Annotated in this window: 15 protein-coding genes; 6 read left to right on the top strand and 9 right to left on the bottom strand. The window is 69.9% G+C overall.

The window, feature by feature from the left end:
• Positions 1 to 39 precede the first annotated feature (39 nt).
• From ACP4IX_RS00700 to ACP4IX_RS00690, 3 genes are read right to left on the bottom strand one after another with little or no spacing between them, the layout of a single operon-like run.
• Complete coding sequence (locus tag ACP4IX_RS00700; protein ID WP_426554424.1) at positions 40 to 1,857, bottom strand: DEAD/DEAH box helicase; 1,818 nt, start codon at positions 1,855 to 1,857, stop codon at positions 40 to 42.
• On the bottom strand, positions 1,854 to 3,275 hold the full coding sequence (locus ACP4IX_RS00695; RefSeq protein WP_426554423.1) for a hypothetical protein: 1,422 nt from the start codon (positions 3,273 to 3,275) through the stop codon (positions 1,854 to 1,856). The genes ACP4IX_RS00700 and ACP4IX_RS00695 overlap by 4 nt, the downstream gene beginning before the upstream one ends.
• A 17-nt stretch (positions 3,276 to 3,292) precedes the next feature.
• A complete protein-coding gene (locus ACP4IX_RS00690) occupies positions 3,293 to 3,997 on the bottom strand; it encodes a hypothetical protein (RefSeq protein WP_426554422.1) in 705 nt (234 codons plus the stop codon).
• A gap of 313 nt (positions 3,998 to 4,310) precedes the next feature.
• Between ACP4IX_RS00690 and ACP4IX_RS00685 the strand changes: the two genes are divergently transcribed.
• Positions 4,311 to 5,297 (top strand): hypothetical protein, encoded by a 987-nt coding sequence (locus ACP4IX_RS00685; protein ID WP_426554421.1) that lies wholly within the window; start codon positions 4,311 to 4,313, stop codon positions 5,295 to 5,297.
• 138 nt (positions 5,298 to 5,435) lie between these two features.
• Here ACP4IX_RS00685 and ACP4IX_RS00680 read toward each other — a convergent pair whose 3' ends face one another.
• Entirely contained in the window at positions 5,436 to 6,068 is a 633-nt protein-coding gene (locus tag ACP4IX_RS00680) for an ATP-binding protein (protein WP_426554420.1), read from the bottom strand.
• A gap of 217 nt (positions 6,069 to 6,285) precedes the next feature.
• Between ACP4IX_RS00680 and ACP4IX_RS00675 the strand changes: the two genes are divergently transcribed.
• From ACP4IX_RS00675 to ACP4IX_RS00665, 3 genes are all read left to right on the top strand, one after another.
• The gene (locus tag ACP4IX_RS00675; RefSeq protein WP_426554419.1) at positions 6,286 to 7,131 is read left to right on the top strand and encodes a helix-turn-helix domain-containing protein; all 846 of its coding nucleotides are present in this window, start codon (positions 6,286 to 6,288) and stop codon (positions 7,129 to 7,131) included.
• A complete protein-coding gene (locus ACP4IX_RS00670; protein WP_426554418.1) occupies positions 7,132 to 7,344 on the top strand; it encodes a DUF397 domain-containing protein in 213 nt (70 codons plus the stop codon). It abuts the gene before it with no gap.
• Between the two features lie 648 nt (positions 7,345 to 7,992).
• Positions 7,993 to 9,654 (top strand): hypothetical protein, encoded by a 1,662-nt coding sequence (locus tag ACP4IX_RS00665; RefSeq protein ID WP_426554417.1) that lies wholly within the window; start codon positions 7,993 to 7,995, stop codon positions 9,652 to 9,654.
• 329 nt (positions 9,655 to 9,983) lie between these two features.
• Here ACP4IX_RS00665 and ACP4IX_RS00660 read toward each other — a convergent pair whose 3' ends face one another.
• From ACP4IX_RS00660 to ACP4IX_RS00645, 4 genes are all read right to left on the bottom strand, one after another.
• Entirely contained in the window at positions 9,984 to 10,559 is a 576-nt protein-coding gene (locus ACP4IX_RS00660) for a L,D-transpeptidase family protein (RefSeq protein WP_426516766.1), read from the bottom strand.
• Between the two features lie 212 nt (positions 10,560 to 10,771).
• The gene (locus ACP4IX_RS00655) at positions 10,772 to 11,122 is read right to left on the bottom strand and encodes a hypothetical protein (RefSeq protein ID WP_426516764.1); all 351 of its coding nucleotides are present in this window, start codon (positions 11,120 to 11,122) and stop codon (positions 10,772 to 10,774) included.
• A gap of 305 nt (positions 11,123 to 11,427) precedes the next feature.
• Complete coding sequence (locus ACP4IX_RS00650) at positions 11,428 to 12,660, bottom strand: peptidoglycan-binding protein (protein ID WP_426554416.1); 1,233 nt, start codon at positions 12,658 to 12,660, stop codon at positions 11,428 to 11,430.
• A 545-nt stretch (positions 12,661 to 13,205) separates the two neighbouring features.
• Entirely contained in the window at positions 13,206 to 14,033 is an 828-nt protein-coding gene (locus ACP4IX_RS00645) for an SAM-dependent methyltransferase (RefSeq protein ID WP_426516760.1), read from the bottom strand.
• A gap of 340 nt (positions 14,034 to 14,373) precedes the next feature.
• On the opposite strand from ACP4IX_RS00645, the gene ACP4IX_RS00640 reads away from it, so the two are divergent.
• On the top strand, positions 14,374 to 15,408 hold the full coding sequence (locus ACP4IX_RS00640) for a hypothetical protein (RefSeq protein WP_426554415.1): 1,035 nt from the start codon (positions 14,374 to 14,376) through the stop codon (positions 15,406 to 15,408).
• A 34-nt stretch (positions 15,409 to 15,442) separates the two neighbouring features.
• Here the strand turns inward: ACP4IX_RS00640 and ACP4IX_RS00635 are convergent, their stop codons facing one another.
• On the bottom strand, positions 15,443 to 15,913 hold the full coding sequence (locus tag ACP4IX_RS00635) for a carboxymuconolactone decarboxylase family protein (RefSeq protein WP_426516756.1): 471 nt from the start codon (positions 15,911 to 15,913) through the stop codon (positions 15,443 to 15,445).
• 463 nt (positions 15,914 to 16,376) lie between these two features.
• Between ACP4IX_RS00635 and ACP4IX_RS00630 the strand changes: the two genes are divergently transcribed.
• A complete protein-coding gene (locus ACP4IX_RS00630; RefSeq protein ID WP_426516754.1) occupies positions 16,377 to 16,679 on the top strand; it encodes a hypothetical protein in 303 nt (100 codons plus the stop codon).
• Positions 16,680 to 16,761: the final 82 nt, after the last annotated feature.

Raw genomic sequence — 16,761 nt, 5'->3', positions numbered from 1 at the left:
AGAGGGTAGTCCCGTCGGTGCCACAGCACGCAGCCAGTCCTAGCGACCCCCCATGTGACTCAGCAGCGCCTCGATGTCACCCGGTGCGAGACCAGCCGCCACTGAAGGCTCCTCCTCAAGATCCGCGAGCTGCTGCACGGTGGGGTCGTCCAGGATGCGTCCCATGAATTCCAGCTTTCTCTCCAGGCTCGCGGCCACAACCTCGTCGACGGAGTTCCGCACCGCCAGGACTGTCACCCGGGTCTCTGTGCCGGGGGCGAGCCCGAGACGGTGGATCCGGTCCAGGCTCTGGAGGAACCGCCCCGCCATGAAGTCACGGTCCACGTAGACCGCGTCATGGCAGACGTGGTGCAGGCTGATTCCCTCCCCCAGAGTGGCCGGGTTCGAGATGAGCACCATGCACGCCGGGTCCTCCCTGAACCGGCGAATCTGCTCCTCGCGGTCAGGCGTACCGCCGTAAACGACAGCCGGACTGTATTTCTCCAGCATGCGCTCCAGCGTGGTGAGACTCCGGACGAACGTCGTCCAGACCAGCGTCTTCCGGCCCTGCGCAGCGTTCTCCGCGATGATCGCCACGGCTTCCTTGTACTTGGGCGAAAGCTCGTAGTCGGGAAGGTTCTGCATGAGCGAGTACAGCGAACCTCCCTCGGGGATCTCCATCGGCGGCAGCTGATAGGCGAGTGGTTCGTAGCGGCTGCCGCCTTCCAGGAGAAGGGCGGGGCTCGTGGCAGCCATGAGGAGGCGGAGTGCCGTCTTCCCGAGGGAACTCAAGTCCTCGCGCGCGGCGCCGCTCTTCTCGCCGCCCACGATCGCCGTGTAGATCTCGTCATGCAGCGGCGGCATATCAACGAAGCGCAATCCCAACTGCACGGGGGGCAAGCCGAGTTCGTGCTTCGTCGTGCGGGTGAACAGCGGCCGGAGGACAGTGCTGGCGTGCGCGAGATCTCCTCCAGCAACCGCCTGGACCACCGTGCGCTGGCCGTGGCCGGGCCACACGAAACCCAGGAGGTTCTCCAGGTCCCGTGAACCGTTCGGAGCCGGCGTACCGGTCAGGATCAGTCGGCGTGCGGCCAGAGGTCCCAGCGCCATGCAGGCCGCCCCGTAGGTTCCCCGGGCACCCAGTTTCATCCGGTGCGCCTCGTCCAGGATGATCATGGAAGGAGCCGACTTGAGCCATCCAGCCAGCCTGGACAGTGACCGGTCGAGACGCTCGTAGTTCACCACGAGCACCTCGGCCCACTGATCCAGCGACCCGTCCAGGACGTTGATGCGCAGCGGATGGATGAGGCACTCTGCGGTCTCGTAACGCCATGACTCGTATGCCGACTTAGGGCACACGACCAGCAGTCGGCTCACCCGGCCTGCCGCCTTCTGGGCTGCGTACACAGCGAGCGCGACCCGGGTCTTGCCGGCGCCGGGCACGCTGAAGTTGGCACCGTGCTGAAGCGACAGGAGCTTCGCGATATCCCGGCGCTGGAACTCGCTCAGTTCCCCCTTCCAGCTATCGCCGAGAAGCACGGGCACGTCATCGGGCGCGACCTCGCCGGCCGTCTGCCGCCCAGCGAGCCGCTGCTGCACGGTGTGGGCGTCCTGGACCACTCCGGATACCAGGTCCCGAAGGTCGTCCGCCCACTCCACACCGGCGGGGTCGGACCAAGTACCGAGCAGGCCGAGGTCCGCGAGCAGCTCGTCCAGGGAGACGGAGGCGCTCAGCGGGCCAAGCTGGCCGCCGGTACGAAAGCGGGCGGCCAGCTGTACGAGTTCCTGCTGGAACGATTCCGTGGTTCGCAGCACCACTCGGGTCCGGGTCTCATCGAACCCAAGACGCAGCGACTTCTCGCTGACGGAACCGCTCACCGGGACCCCTCCGCCATGACCGCTTCCAGCAGCCAGGCCACGCCGTCTCCCGGCTGCGGCAGCCCGCGGCCGGCCTGCTGTGCGAGCTTCAGCAGACTGCCCCGCAGCTTCACCACCGCGTCATCGAATGCCTCCTCGTCCAAGCTGCGGGAGGTACGCGCCTGCACCAGGTCGCTCACACACTGGTCGATGCTCGCGCAGGCGTCGGCCAGCCGGGCGGGGGCGAGCTGCTTGCGCTTGCGCAGCCGGGCGCTGCGACCCGCCGCCTCGATCACCTCGTCGAACGCCTGCCAGGTGTTGTCCCAGGTATCCTGCGCGGCGGCCTTCAGCTCGTCACCGAGGTCCGAGGCTTCGTTCCTCACCACGGCGGCGGTGCGGAGGATCTCGTCGTTCATCGCCCGGGCCTCCGCGACGGCGGAGGAGGCGGCGGGCACCTCCAGGCCCAGACCGGGGATCGACACCGACTGCGGCTGCGCGGCCGTCGTACCGCCCATGGGCAGCCGCTGCTCGAACCCCGCCTTCAGGAAGTCCTCGTTGATGTGACGGACGTCGGTCTTCGAGAAGTTCAGAAGGATCGCGGCCAGGCGCAGTTCCTTCAGTACCTCAGCCTGGTCACGGTCCACCGTTTCCAGCTTCACGTACAGCCTGTGGAGCTCCTTGAGACGCTCCTGCGCGCCCTCCCAGTCCACCAGGCGCAGTCCGTTGCCGCCGCCTGTGCGACTGCGCTCGTTCAGCTCTCGGATCGTGCTGAGGATCCACCGCTCCTGGTGGTAGGTGCGGACCTGAATGCGGAAGTCCTTGGCGATCTGTTCCGGCGTCCGGCCCAGCGCCGCCTGCTCCTCCATGGCAAGGAGACGGTTGATGTAGGAGTAGTCACGCCGGTGGTCCTTGCGAAGCTGCAAGGACAGCTCGACGGCGTTGATGTCGGCCCAGGTAAACGACGCCGGCAGCACGCCGACGCGCATCGACTGCGCGCCGAGCTCGCGCAGCGCCGCAGCCCGGGTGTTGCCGTTGACCAACACCCCGTGCCGGGTCACCAGCCCGGGGTCGTTCTGCCCGAACTGGTCAAGGCTGTCCTTCAGGACATCGAAGTCCTTGTCCCGCACATTCGTGTTCTCAGGGTCCGCCTTCAGCAGGAACCCGAGATAGTCCTGGCTCTCCGCACTCCAGGGGTCCTTGTCCAACGCCGCGTCCCGCTCGGCGTCGTGGCTGCGCTGTGCCCGGATGCGGTGGGTGCTGGGGTTGTAGAAGAGGCTGCTGAGCGGCAAGTCGATCACTTCGACATGGGCCTGCTGCCCGTTCCAGTCGACGGTCACGGTCTCCCGGGTGCCGCCAGACGTCTTGACCTCCTCGACCTTCTTGCTGATCAGCTCGCTGAACTCGACCGCCCGCGGCGGGGCCGGAAACTCGCGCATCATCGTTATCCCGTCCTGTCTCAGTCGTCCGTACCGTCAAGAGAGTCGGCCACAGCCTTACGGGAGTCCTCCGGCAGGGTCCGGTACATACCCCACAGCACCTCCAGCGAGCTGTAAGTGCGCTGGTCGTTCTTCACCCAGCTGCTCAGCACGCTCCGCTCAAGGGGCGCCAGCGACTCGATCCGGGAAAGCACCTGCGGCAGATGCACGGACCGGTCCACGGTGCCCCGCCCGCACCGCTGACACTCGGTTACCAGCTGGTGGGTAACGCTGCCGTCCACCAGCGTCACCTGCCGCCGGGCGACGTTGAGCACCGCCTGCGTGACTCCGTCCTCGTACGCCTCGCCGGCCGCGATGCCGCACGTACGGCACAGGTACGCGTCGGCCTGCATCACCTTCGCCCGCTGGGCGTTGGTGATGCTCGACTTGTGACTCGGCCCCTTCGCCTGGCCCGGTACCCACACATCCTTGCCGCGCGTCACGAACCGGCGCTCCTGCGGAAGCAGTTCCGGGTCTTCGCGGGCGGTCGAGATCTCCCAGCCGTAGTCGCGCAGACCGCGCATGCGCCGGTCGATCTGCGCGACGTCCGGGAAAGCCTCGCGCAGCTTGGCCACGGTGAAGATCTCGCCCTCCCCGACGACCTGGACCAGCCAGAGAGCGGCACGCGCCATGCTCCCCAGCTTGTGGTTTCCGACACTGGTCTCCTGCCACGACGGCAACGTCACGATGGGTCCCCTCCCATTAAGAACACACACAATTAGGCGGTTCTGCCGCATACGTCACGAAATGACATGAGCGCATCATTCGTGAATGTGCGACTCGCGCCATCCCCCGCACCACTGGCGGCTGACTCCTAAAGCGTGGCACATCGAAACCGCTTTGAACCCTCTCGATGCAACTTGCGCACCAACTGGCAAGAGAAGAAGCAAAAACCGCCAGGCGGCTGCCCGTTGCTGTCCGGCACAATGGCGAACAACGTCGCCGCCTGGCGACACAAACGGCCAGCCAGTTCGGCCCAGAATGCGGAGGTTTGCCGCCATGGCAGCACGCAGCAGCACTCGCCGTCCGTTCGCGTGGACCAAGAAGGAACTCGGCGAGAGCGTCTTGCCTGAGAGACGGCGACTGGCTGCCGCGCTGCAAGAGATCTGCCGCCATCTGGTCGTCACGACTCAAGAGGGGGCCACGCTTACTCATCCGACGCAGGCCCAGGCCGCCGAGTACCTGAAGGTCAGCGAGACCACACTGACGCGATACCTCCAGGGCCAGCGCGTCCCGCCAGACCAGGTGGTCGCCTTCATCTTCGACACCGCCTGCCAGAACGCGGGAGGCAGCCAGAACGTCGGCATCACGTGGGAAGAGATGCGGGACCTGCACATAAGAGCCGAGCAGGAACGATGCGGCAACTGCTCGCGGCACAGAGAGGCGGCCCGCACCGCTGGCCAGAAACTCCGGGCTTTGCAGGAAACCCACGGACAGCTCGAACGGTCGGCGGCAGAAAGAGACCGAGAGCTCAGGGAACTCCGCCAGCGCGTCACCGTACTCAAGCAGGAGACGCACCGGATGAGGGCCACTCAGCCGCTGCCGGTAGCTGAAGCCGGCCCGCAAAAGGTCCGGGAGGCGGCACGCGCCGCAAGTCTGTTGCCGGTCCCCCGCCGAGAGGGGGACCGGCAACAGAGCACAAACGAAACCGTGGCAGCCCGCTATGTCGGCCGCCGCGCCGAAGAGCTGCTCCGCGGCGGCCGGCCGGACAACACCCTCGCACTCCTGCGGCATACGGCAGAGGCTTCTACGCCCACAGAAGTAGCATTGCTGGTAACCCTGTTGCGGTCACAGGAGCAGGACGACCTGGCCGACAACCTCGTGCACATCTATGCGCGCGACCGTCACGATCAGGACGTGGTGCGGACAGCACTGATACTGCACGAGCGACAGGCCGTCGCGGACGCGGAGGTGCTCTTGCGCACGGCCGCCGCTCACCCGGGATCAGCTCTCTCCCGGGCAGAGAAGTCCGGGCCACCCAGATAACTACGGTCGGCGCGTCATCCGTGCCGACGCAGACCGCGAGCGGGCTTGCCGCTGGCGCGGAGGCAGTATGGGCCTGGCCGGCTAACACCCGTTTCGCCGCGGCGCCATACCGGCATGCAGCGAAGGGGCCAGCGAACTTCAGGCGGCAATGTCGGACTCAACTTCGTAGTGCAGTTGGGCCTGGTCCAAGACGTCGTCTGGATCAAAGCCGCAGGAAGCCGTCCAGTGCAGCAAGTCAGCGATCAGCTCAACCGCTGACTCCTTGAGAGCGAGATCTCGCATCCGGCCCTCCGCAGCCGTGCCGCCCGCAGGGCGATAGCTCCGCAGAGCCGCAGCCGCCCGTTCCGTCCGCTGACACACCGGATCGGACCCGAGAGTGATCTCGCACCACACCGACTTTCCGGCCGCCGTCAGAACCGTCCCCCAATCCGCCGTCACGGCGTCGAGCAGATGCAGTCCGCGCCCGCATTCGTCGTCGCAGCCGGCTGCCGACAAGGACGGCACGGAGTGGCTCTTGTCATGGACTTCTACGCGCAACCGCTCGCCGTCCCACTCCAGGACCAGCGTGGCGGACGTGCCCTCACCCACGTGTTTGATGACATTGGTGGCCAGCTCCGTGACCACCAGCTCCGTTTCGTCCACGGCGTGGGGCATGCCCCACTGCCCCAGCTGAGCCGTAGCGGCCTGCCGCAGCAGCCGCACCTCAGCCGGCGCTGCCATGAAGGGCAGAACAGACCGTTGTCGGTGTTCCCTGACCTCGTCGCCGGGCATGCGGACTCCTCCCTCCCGAGCCACGCGCACATGAGCCTAACGTGTTCGCCCGGCTCCACTGCGTAGCGGTTCGTAAGGGAGAATGACACAGAGAAGTCTCTCTATGTAACTTCTCACGAGAATCCATCGAGTGAATCTGATGGTGGGAGGTCCCCTCGCTGCCTAGCCTGATCAGGCCCGGAGCGACCGCCCGGCGCACGTGCAGGAGGAAGTCCGCATGACCGTGAGGGCCACCACTCGCCGACGTCAACTCGGCGCGACGTTGAGGAAGTTGCGTGCCAGTAAGGGCCTGACCCTGGAAGAGGCCGGCCGACTCGTCGGGGTCTCCAAGGCCACGGTCAGCCGGTACGAAACCCAGGCAGGCCCCGTGAAATGGGTCATCGTCGACGCACTGTGCCGCGAGTACGGGGCTGCCGACTCCGAGCGCGAAGCCGTCGTACGGCTGGCGAAGGACGCCAAGCAACAAGGCTGGTGGAGTTCGTTCTCCGACTCCATCCCGGAGGACATGAACCTGCTGCTCACCCTTGAGGACGAGGCCGTACGCGAGAACCACTTCGCCTGCGTCTACGTTCCCGGGCTCCTTCAGACTCGCGCCTATAGCACCGCCCTTCAGCGGGCCAATGAGGTGCCCCTGTCGCCGGATGAGATCGAACGGCTTGTGGACATCCGCATGAAGCGACAGGAGATCCTCACTCGTCCGAAGCCGCTGCACCTGTGGGCGATCATCGACGAGTCCGTCATCCGCCGCGTTGTCGGGTCGCCGCAAACGATGAAGGAGCAGTTGGACCGGCTGCTCACGGAGAACGACTCACCTCACACCACGCTCCAGGTGCTCCCCTTCGCGAAGGGCGCTCACGCCGCGGCGCTCGGAAGCTTCGTCATGATCGGCGGCGCTGAGCCGACCCTCGACGTCGTGTACGTCGACTTCCACACCGGGTCGCTCTTCCTGGAGAAGGATGAGGAACTGGAGCGCTACCGACTTGCGTTCGAGTACCTGCGCGCACAAGCGTTGGACATGGAGGCCTCCTCCGACCTGATCCATCGCGTCCGCAAGGAGCTGTAGATGCCGACCGCTGACCAGCGTCACTGTGAACTCACCTGGTTCAAATCGTCGTACAGCGGAGGCAACACCACGGAATGCGTGGAAGCCGCCTTCGTCCGTTCAGGGGTGCTCATACGAGACTCCAAGCAGCCGGAAGGCCCATGCCTCGGCGTGTCAGCTGGGGCATGGCGTCACTTCCTGACCGCTTGGCCGGACCCCGTCACCGACGCCTGACCACATCCCCATGCCGGTGGCCTCTGGCGGAAGAGACACTGTTCGCGTCTGCCGCCTCTCTGAAAGAGCGAGACAACGCTGAAGAAGAGCGAGCGGTGAACGGGGCGACGGTGCAGGGGTGGAGACAAGTCGCGCTACGTCTATGTGCTTTGGAGCTCGCCCCTCGCTTTCGCCTTCCCGCGCGAACACGACGACGTCGTAGACGCGACCCAGTTCAGCATCGCGTTCTTCGCCACGCTGCTGACCGGTGAGGCGGTCATCTTCCCTCTGACCTTCTCCGCGGCCAGCTCTTGGCCGTCGCTGCGGGCGCCAGACGGCCACATCGCCTTCCGGGAGTGGGTGCTCGCCGGCTGGCGCCATCGTCAACTCGTATCTCGGCACCGTCAGCCAGGCCGCCACCAGCAACGACCCCACCGCGCTTCTCCCGTCGACGCCCGCCCCTGGGCGCCCTCACCGCCACGGCCCGCCGGTCACGTCGGCGGGCCGTACGCGGAGCAGGTGGCTCGGGAGGCGTACTCCGCCCCGCCCGCCTCCGTCGCCACGACGCTTCCCACAGCATCCACGAAGAGTTCCCCCGCCGCACCCCTCCCGTTAGCCACGCCTGGCTACCTTCGCCTCGCCCGGTCCGGCAGCAGGAGAGGCATGCCCATGAGCACCCCGGTCCACCGCACCCCGACACGGCCGTCCGTGGCCACGCTGACATCGGTCAAGCAGCGTCGGGAGGGCAGCCGGACCGGGAGTCCGTCCGCGAACTCCGCGGAGCACGCCTTCCTCCGGTTCCAGTCCAGCGTCGGCAACCGGGCCGCCACCGCGGCGGTCCAGCGTGCCAGAAGCACGACCGCGGAACAGGCGGCGGAGCCCGCCGGCACGACCACGGAACAGGCGGCGGAGCCCGTCGGCACGACCACGGAACAGGCGGCGGGAGGCGGTGGCGCGGCCGACGGCGCGCCGCAGAGGAAGAGCTACCGCGACCGGATCAACGCGCTGCTGGACCGGTTCAAGAAGAACCTCGAACCCGCGGACAACGCCGTCAAGGGTGGCCAGACCCCCACCAACGCCGCCCTCACCCACCAGGCCGGTGCCACCGCCGACGGGGCCCTCAAGAACGACGCCGCCATCTCGGGAACCTCCGCCGCGGGGTGGAACCTCCTCACGGAGGCCACCGGCGTCGTGGTCAGCGGCATGGACGCGTACAAGAACTGGAAGGACACCAAGCAGAACGAGTCCGGGGCCAAACACCACACGGCCAAACGGAAGGCCAAGGTCAAGGCGACGGACGCGGGCGTCGGTGCCGTCAGTTCGGGTTCCTACGGCGCCGCCATCGCCAAGGAGGCGACCAAGGTCCAGGGGGCGGCGAACGCCGCGACGGCGGCCGAGGCGAGCGGTGCCCTCAGTGCCGTCACCGGCGTGGCGAAGGGCGTCCGTGCCCTGATCCGTGTCGGGGGAGCGGCCAAGAAGTACAAGGAGTTGCAGAGCCTCGGCGATGCCAAGAAAGTCAACGCGGATCTGCTCGTCCGACTGGACCAGGAGGCGCACATGGCCGTGTTCCGGGCGAACACGGCCCAAGCGGAGATGTACGCCAGGTTGGACGCGGCCGCGGCGCACCCGCACGAGGGATGGCAGGAAGGCGTCGAAGAGGCCTACGCCCGCTTCGAGAGGGAGTACCGCAGCATCAAGCCCGCCGATGAGGCGTACAAGCGTGCCCAGAAGGAGGCTGCGGACCTGAGCGAAGTACGGAAGTACGCGATGACGAAGCAGAAATTCAAGATGGGCAAGGAGACGATGGGCGGCGTCGTGGGCGAACCCGCCAAGGCCGCGGCCGGCGTCCTGACGCTGGTCACGGCGACGGGAGCGATGGCGAGCAACCCGGCCGGCTGGATTCTCGCCGCGATCGGGGCCGGTTTCGTCCTGGGCACCACCAGTTACAAGGCGGGCCGCGCGGCCACCAAGCGTTACAACGAGAAACGCCACCCCGATCGCTACACGCTGGAGGGCGAGACGCCGGACAACGCCGCGCCCCGCACGGAGTCGCTGTCGCACGCCCTGAAGTTCTGGAAGAAGGTGTCGAAGGGCGAACGCCAGGCCATGGCACGCAAGATCTACGGCCTGGCGGCGGGTCCCGACGTGCCCGGGAGCGGCAGCACGACGCCCGAACTGCGGCAGTCTGCCCGGCAGCTGCTCATCGCACTCAAGGCGGGCCCCGATCAGCACAACCTGAACACGGTGGAGGAGTGGGAGCTGACCCTCAACGACCCCGCGAAGAGGGACGCCTGGATCGCGGAGATCGCGGAGCAGCTGGCCTCGGGGTGACCGTGAGGCACCGTGGTCGCCGCACGGCTCGCGCGCCGTCCCGCGACGGGCGTCGACAAAGGCGGCGGCCGGGCGGACGGCCCGGTCCTGGCGACGGGGCGCCGCCGTCACCGGCGACGCCCGCGCCGTGCGCGCCGCCCTCCCCGGACGGACGGCCCCTCAGCGCCACGGAGCAGTACCTGCTGAGGGAGTGGTCGAACCGCCTCGCCACCGACGGCTGACGCGAGGTCCGGTGACGAGGCCGGCACGTCGGCCGGGCCCTCCCCTCTCGGCCCGGCCGCGCCGCCACGGCGGCTGCCGCACGTGCCGGCAGCCGCCGAGCGCCCGGGTCAGGACACCACGCGCAGGTGGGTCGGCCAGCCGATGCGGTCGAGGAGGCGGAACATCTTCTTGATGTCCGTCGGGTTCAGCTTCACGCAGCCGTTGGACTTGTAGTCACCGGCGCCGTCCCAGCGGCGGGCCTCGGTCCGGCCCGCGCTGCCGTCGCGGTTCATCTCGGAGTGGATGAACATCTCCGTGCGGGTCAGGGTGCCCTTGGAGCACTTCATGTCCTGCAGGTAGACGGCGTACCCCTTGATGAGATTGCCGTTGTACGTGCGGGTCTTGAGCTTGATCTTCCAGTTGCCGTTCGGCATCCAGCCCCGGGCGCGGGCGCAGTCGTCCTTGACGCCGAGACCTGATCCGGCCCGGTAGGTGGCCCAGAGCTTCTTGCCCTGGTAGACGGAGAGCTTCGAGTTGGTGGGATCACCCGGATTCTTGTCGAACACCAGGGTCGTCGCCGGCGCGGCTGCCGCCGCCCTGGCCTCGGCGGGGCCCTGGGCGGCCGCGGCCGGCGCCAGGGCCAGCGTGGTCGCCACGGCCCCGGCGACCAAGGCGCCGCGCAGGTGACGTGCGTTGCTGTTCATGTGGGTTCCTCGCTTCTTGTCGTCCGGGGCCGGGCAGCCGGCCTCGCGTGTACGGCTCGGGTGGTGGCTCGGGTGTACGGCGCGCGTACACCGCTCGGGTGGGTGGCTCGGGTGGGTGGTACGGCCGCTCGGCCGACCGCCGCGGTCCGGGTGGGCGCGACCCGGGCCGACGGAGGGGGCGGGTGCCGTGGCCCGCCCCCGTCCGTTCGAGGTCAGGCGATGGCCAGGCGGACCTCGGCCCTGTTCGTCCCGGCGAAGCTGTGGCTGAACTGCTCACGGACACCGGAGCTGCACGCCGTCGACCTCTTGGTCTCGCCGTTGCCTCCGACGAGGCGGACCAGGGCGCACTTGCCGTCCATGCGGGTGTCCTCGAGCCAGCCGGAGACCGTCACCTTGCCGCCCGAGCAGCGCAGGGACCAGCTGGCCCTCGCGCCGTCGATCACCGGGGAGGCCGACGACGGGCACGTGGCCGCGCTCGCCGGGGCGGCGGCGCCCACGGCCAGTCCACCGGCGAGGACGACGGCCGACAGGACGGACGTGACGGACTTGCGGAAAGCAGACATGGGTACCCCTTCGAACGGAGAACTGACGGGAAGCGGGCCGGAACGAGACTCCGTGCGTGGCGCCCCGCCGACGGGGGCGGAGCGAGATCCGGAGTTCCGGCTGCGACACCAGCATCACCGGCGGGAGCGAGTACGAGAAGACGATCCCGGCCGCTTGCCGAGGCGCATCCATGCACCGCGTACGAGAGGGCTCTGACCTGCCGTCATGCCGTCATGCCGTCATGCGCGGCCTGCACGGCCTGCACGGCACGCGCCCGACGCGGCGCCCGCGCGTGAGGCCGACCCGCTCGCGCGGACGCGCGCCCTCACGCCGACGCGGACGACGACGCGGGGATCCTCGTGGACGTCTGGTACGCGGGGGCGCTGTCCGGCGGGAGCTGTCGCACGAGCAGGACCAGCCAGGTCTCCGTGTCCGCCCTGCCGGTCACGGGCAGATGGTGATTGCTCTGGAAGAACCTCAGGTCCGCGGCGGTCACCGCGGTGAACTTCCCCGACACCACCGTGCCGCCCTGGCCCACGTTGTCCAGGAGCTCCTGCACGGCCAGAACGTGTGCGCCCTCGGACCCGGGGGTGGCCTCCTTCACCAGCTCCGGCCACGTGTCCTTGCCCACCTTGCCGTCGGGCGCCAGATCGCGCTTGCGCTGGAAGTCCATGACGGCGTCCCGGGTCTCCTCGTCGAAGAAGCCGTCCGCCCTGACCTCGTAGCCGTGCGCGTTAAGCAGGTGCTGGAGGGCTCGGCCACGGGTGTGGTGGTCCTCCTTCTGCATCATCAGCAGCGGCCACTCGTGCGGTCCCACGCTCGCGGGTGCGGCACCGGCCGCACCGGCGGCCGGGACGTCACGGCTCGGGGCGACCAGTTCGCGAACGCCCGCTCCGGCGGCGAAGGCCAGGACCACGGCCGCCACCATCAGCGCCGGCAGGGCCCGCCGGGAGCGGGGGCGGCCGGACGTCGCGTCACCCGCGTCCGTCCCGTCCGCGGCCTCGGCTCCGGCGGCGGGGTCCGACCCGAGGGCGGCGTCCGTACCGGCGGGGGCGTCGCCACCGGCGGGGGCGCCGGTCCGGTTGGCGGGGCCGGGCCCGTCCGCGGGGCCGGCCGTGGGTGCGGCCGTGGGTGCGGTGTCCGCGCGGGGGGTGGAACCCTGCCCGCCGGCCGGACCCGGCCCGCCCGTGGAGCGGGGCCCGTCCGCGGTGTCGGCCGCGGCGGTGGTCGCCTGCTTGCCGCCGGCGATCCGCTGCCGGCTGCTCTCCTCCAGCGCGGCCCGGCACAGTGCCCGCGCCTGCTCCAGTTCCGCCGCCGGAGCACGCAACTGCGCGTGCAGGGCCTCCACCACTCGCGGAGGGGCGTTCGACGTGTGCTTCGGGTTCAAGTAGCGCGAGAGCGTGGTCTGGTCGACACCCAGTCTCGAGGCCAGCGCCTGCTGGGTCGGCCGCAGGCCGCCCGACGCGTGCCCGGCCTCCTCCCACCAGCCCCGGAGCAGCCGCGCCAACCGCTCCCCCGGCGGTTGCTCCCGGTCCGAACCCTCCTGCTCGTACGCCATGTCGTGTCTCTCCCCGTCGTCAGGCGGAACGGCCGGGCGTCCACACCGCTGCATGACGGCATAGCAGCACGTCAGCCGCGTATGCACCGCGTGCATGGACGCATCGGCCCACAGCGGCGCAGATCGTAGCGACGGAGAGCCGACCGTGGGCACGCCTTCTCCCGGCCGGTCCGTGCCTTCCCACGGCCGGCGAATGTGCCGCGGCCCCGCAGCACGGCGCCTCCGGGCCGTGGGGAGGGCCGCGCCGGAGGCCGGTGCCATGGGCATGCGCGTTCACCCGGAAGAGTGCCCGGTGACGGGCTGGTTCCCGGCCGGGCGTCGGGTTCGGTGTTCCCGGACCGGGGCGACGGGTGAGGAGATCCCGGACCGGGGCGACGGGTGAGGATCCCGGCCCGGGGCGACGGGTGAGGAGATCCCGGACCGGGATGACGGGTGAGGATCCCGGCCCGGGGCGACGGGTGAGGAGATCCCGGAAGGGCGCCGGCCGTACGGCGCGGCTCGGGCGGGAGGGGCCGGCCCTCGGTGCTGCCGGAGCCGCGCCCGCCTCACGGCTTGCGTGCCACCCCGCAGTAGGCGTCGACGGAGGCGGCGGCCGGGTCGGTGGGGCTGTCCGGGTCCGGGCGCCAGGACGTGACCTGGGTGATGCCGGGGGCGACCGGTTCCAGCCCGTCGAAGAAGCCGGCGATCTCCTCGACGCCGCGTACGTAGTACGGCGTCGCGCCACTGGCGTTGTAGGCGTTCGAGGCGGCGATCATGCCCTCGCTCGTCGCGGTGCTGTCGCTGATCACCAGGTAGCTGCCCGACGGGAGGCCTGCCATCAGGCGGCCCACCAGGTCGCGTGCCTGGTCGTAGTCGGCGACGTGGCCGAGGGTGTTGAGGATGATCAGGGCGATCGGCTGGGAGAAGTCGAGGGTCTGGGCGGCGGCCTCCAGGACGGTGTCGGGGGCGTAGAGGTCGGCGTCCAGGTAGGCGGTCCTGCCCTCGGGGGTGCTGGTGAGCAGCGCGTTGGCGTGGGCCAGCACGATCGGGTCGTTGTCGACGTACACGATCCGGGCGTCGGGAGCGACGCGCTGCGCCACTTCGTGCGTGTTGTCGGCGGTGGGGAGCCCGGTGCCGATGTCCAGGAACTGCCGGATGCCCTGCTCCCGGATCAGATGGCGGACGGCACGTCCCAGGAAGAGCCGGCTGGCGAGGGCCACGTCGACGAGGCCCGGGAAGATCCCCTTGATCTCGTCCCCGATCTCCCGGTCGATCTCGTAGTGGTCCTTGCCGCCGACGAAGTAGTTCCAGAAGCGGGCCGAGTGCGGTGTGGTGGTGTCGATCCGGGCACGTATCTCCGCGCTGGCCTCGATCTGGGAGTTGGTGTCCGACACGGCGGGGTCTCCTAGGTTTGGCGTAGGTGATCAGCACCTCCATCTAAGAGCACTCGGCTCCCGCCCGCAGCAGTTGTCGACGATCACGAACTCTTCGGCCGGGGCGGCGGGTTCGAGCGGCCGGGCCAAACGGCCTGATCCTCGGACGGGCGGAACGGTCCGACCCTTGGGACCGGCGGGTGAAGGGGGTGCGCCGCGGAACTCGCCGGGGAGGCCGGGCTCCGGCGGCGGTTCGCCCGGTGGGCGGACGAGGTGCCGGGCTGCCGGGCTGCCGAGCTGCGGGAGACCCCGCGACCCCGCGACCGCGTGACCGCGTGACCTCAGTGGCTAGGGTCGCCGCATGACGAGGACCACTCCGCCCCGCCCGCTCGACGTCGAGGCGCTCTTCCCCGCACTGGCCGCCCACCGGGGCACGACCACCCGGCTGCATCCGCGGAAGGGCAGCCCGGGCATGACGGACTCCTCCGTCGGCGGGCCGATGCTGTGGCCGGCGGACGAGCCCTGGCCGGTGTGCGGCGAGGCGCACACGCGGGGGCGGGGGCGCCGGCCGGGGGACATCCGCCGGGAGCGGGAGCTCTGGGCAGCGGCGCGGGACCGCGGCGGTCCCGACTCGGGGCTGACGGACGACGAGCCGGCTCTCCTGGAGGAGCTCGGGCGCGGGCACCGGGTGCCCGGCCTCTCCGACACGGACCCGCTGCCGCTGGTCGCACTGGCCCAGTTGTACCGGCGGGACGTTCCCGACCTGCCCGCCGGGCCGGACGGCTGCGACCTGCTCCAGGTCTTCTGGTGTCCCTTCGACGCGCACGGCAGCACCAGGTCCGGGATGTTCCTGGATCTGCGCTGGCGCAGGTCGGCGGAGGTCGGGGAGACACTGGCCGTACCGCCGCAGCCGGAGGTGGTCGGCTTCGACGGGTACCTGCCCGAGCCCTGCGTGCTCCATCCCGAGCAGGTCGTCACGTACCCGTTCGCGGGGCTGCTGCCCGAGGATCTGCGCGACCGGATCGACGCCTGGGAGGAGGCGCTCGAGGAGGCGGCCGAGGAGTCGGACGACCCCGACGAACCGGACCCGGTCGGCTACCAGTACGACCTCTCCATCCCGCCGGGATGGCGCGCGGGCGGGTTCGCGTCCTGGCATCTGACCGATCCGACGGCCATGGACTGCCGGGCCTGCGGCACCGCCATGGAGCTGCTGATCACCGTCGACAGCTCCGAGTGGGACGGCGGGAGCGGCAGCTGGAAGCCCGTCGAGGAGCACGGTCTCCCGCCCCACCCGCACGCCGCGCCCACCGGGGTCGTCGTCGGACGTCATGGTGAGCTCAACGTCTTCGCCTGCCCCGCGGACCCCGGACACCCGCATCGCTGGAGCATCCAGTGAACCGGGTCCGGGGACGGGCGGGCCGGCCGGACGGTCAGCCGAACATGCCCGGCACGTAGTCGCCCGCCGGCTGCTGGGTGATGACGTTCAGCCGGTTGTAGGCGTTGATGACGGCGATCAGGCCGACCAGTGCGACGAGCTGGTCCTCGTCGTAGTGCCGGGCCGCGTTCGCCCAGGCCTCGTCGGTGACGCCGCCGGCGCCGTCGGCGAGGCGGGTGCCCTGCTCGGTCAGTTCCAGGGCGGCGCGCTCGGCGTCGGTGAAGACCTTGGCCTCCCGCCATGCCGCGATCAGGTTCAGGCGCAGCGCCGTCTCGCCGGCCTTCTCGGCGTCCTTGGTGTGCATGTCGAGGCAGAAGCCGCAGCCGTTGATCTGGCTGGCGCGGATCTTCACCAGTTCCTGGGTCGCGGCCGGCAGCGACGAGTCGAAGACCTTGGCCGCCGAGTTGATGTGCCGCAGGAACTTACCGGCGAGCGGGCTGTCGAACACGTTGAGTCGGGCTTCCATGACGAGTTCCTCCATCGTTGTGGCATCGGGCCGGGCATCGAGGGCCGGGGCGCAGCGCCCGGCCGTGGGCTTGGCCGGCAGTCGTTCGCCCTTCGGCGTACACCGCTACGACGGAGCTCGGGGGCCGGATGTGACAGCCCCGGAAGGACGCGGGGTGTGACCTGCGTCTCAGTCACCCGGGGGTGGTCCGTGCCGGGGCTCCGCGTACGCATCGGCTGCTCGCTCCCTCGTTCCGCCCGTCGTCTCCCTCCCCCTCCGTGCTCCCTTCCCCTCCGTGCTCCCTCCCCCTCCGTGCTCGCTCCGACGCGGCGGACACCCGGACGTGACGCGGTCGGGGCACGGTGTTCGGCCGATGGAGCGGCGCGCTGCCGCCGGGGAGCACCGGCCCCGCCACCCCGGAGCGCCTGGCGCGGCCGGCGAGGTTTAGGTTCGGTACCGGTAGCCGGCACAGCAGGAGGCAGACATGGCGAAGGTTCCCAGCGCGGTGGTCGCCGCGGGTGGTCTCGTCGGCGGGTACGGCGTCGCCCGCTGGACGAAGAAGCGGCAGCTCGGCGGGGCCGTACTCGCCGTCGCCGGGGCCGCCGCCGCGCGGCAGTGGCGGGAGCGCGCGGGCGGGAGGGCCGCCGGAGCGCTGACGGCCGCCTACGTCGCCGGCTTCGCCGGGTCCCACCCGCTGGCCAGGAAGGTGGGTGCCTGGCCCGCCGTCCTCGGTGTCGCCGGCGCCGTGGCGCTGGCCTCGTGGGCGGTCGCCGACCGGCGGGGCTGAACCCCGCCCGGACGGGCTCCGGACGAGCTCCGGGCGAGCTCCGGACGGGTGCGTCCCTGCGTTCCCGGACCGGGTGCGTCAG

It is taken from the genome of Streptomyces sp. WG5 (assembly GCF_049974565.1).
Taxonomy (GTDB): domain Bacteria; phylum Actinomycetota; class Actinomycetes; order Streptomycetales; family Streptomycetaceae; genus Streptomyces.
The sequence above is the reverse complement of the archived record's forward strand: the minus strand, read 5'-3'. Positions and strand labels throughout refer to the sequence as shown.

Excerpts from the sequence above, each read along its gene's own strand:
- ACP4IX_RS00695 (WP_426554423.1), bottom strand. The coding sequence starts at position 3,275 with ATGATGCGCGAGTTTCCGGCCCCGCCGCGGGCGGTCGAGTTCAGCGAG.
- ACP4IX_RS00685 (WP_426554421.1), top strand. The coding sequence starts at position 4,311 with ATGGCAGCACGCAGCAGCACTCGCCGTCCGTTCGCGTGGACCAAGAAG.
- ACP4IX_RS00680 (WP_426554420.1), bottom strand. The coding sequence starts at position 6,068 with ATGCCCGGCGACGAGGTCAGGGAACACCGACAACGGTCTGTTCTGCCC.
- ACP4IX_RS00675 (WP_426554419.1), top strand. The coding sequence starts at position 6,286 with ATGACCGTGAGGGCCACCACTCGCCGACGTCAACTCGGCGCGACGTTG.
- ACP4IX_RS00670 (WP_426554418.1), top strand. The coding sequence starts at position 7,132 with ATGCCGACCGCTGACCAGCGTCACTGTGAACTCACCTGGTTCAAATCG.
- ACP4IX_RS00665 (WP_426554417.1), top strand. The coding sequence starts at position 7,993 with ATGAGCACCCCGGTCCACCGCACCCCGACACGGCCGTCCGTGGCCACG.
- ACP4IX_RS00660 (WP_426516766.1), bottom strand. The coding sequence starts at position 10,559 with ATGAACAGCAACGCACGTCACCTGCGCGGCGCCTTGGTCGCCGGGGCC.
- ACP4IX_RS00655 (WP_426516764.1), bottom strand. The coding sequence starts at position 11,122 with ATGTCTGCTTTCCGCAAGTCCGTCACGTCCGTCCTGTCGGCCGTCGTC.
- ACP4IX_RS00650 (WP_426554416.1), bottom strand. The coding sequence starts at position 12,660 with ATGGCGTACGAGCAGGAGGGTTCGGACCGGGAGCAACCGCCGGGGGAG.
- ACP4IX_RS00640 (WP_426554415.1), top strand. The coding sequence starts at position 14,374 with ATGACGAGGACCACTCCGCCCCGCCCGCTCGACGTCGAGGCGCTCTTC.
- ACP4IX_RS00635 (WP_426516756.1), bottom strand. The coding sequence starts at position 15,913 with ATGGAAGCCCGACTCAACGTGTTCGACAGCCCGCTCGCCGGTAAGTTC.
- ACP4IX_RS00630 (WP_426516754.1), top strand. The coding sequence starts at position 16,377 with ATGGCGAAGGTTCCCAGCGCGGTGGTCGCCGCGGGTGGTCTCGTCGGC.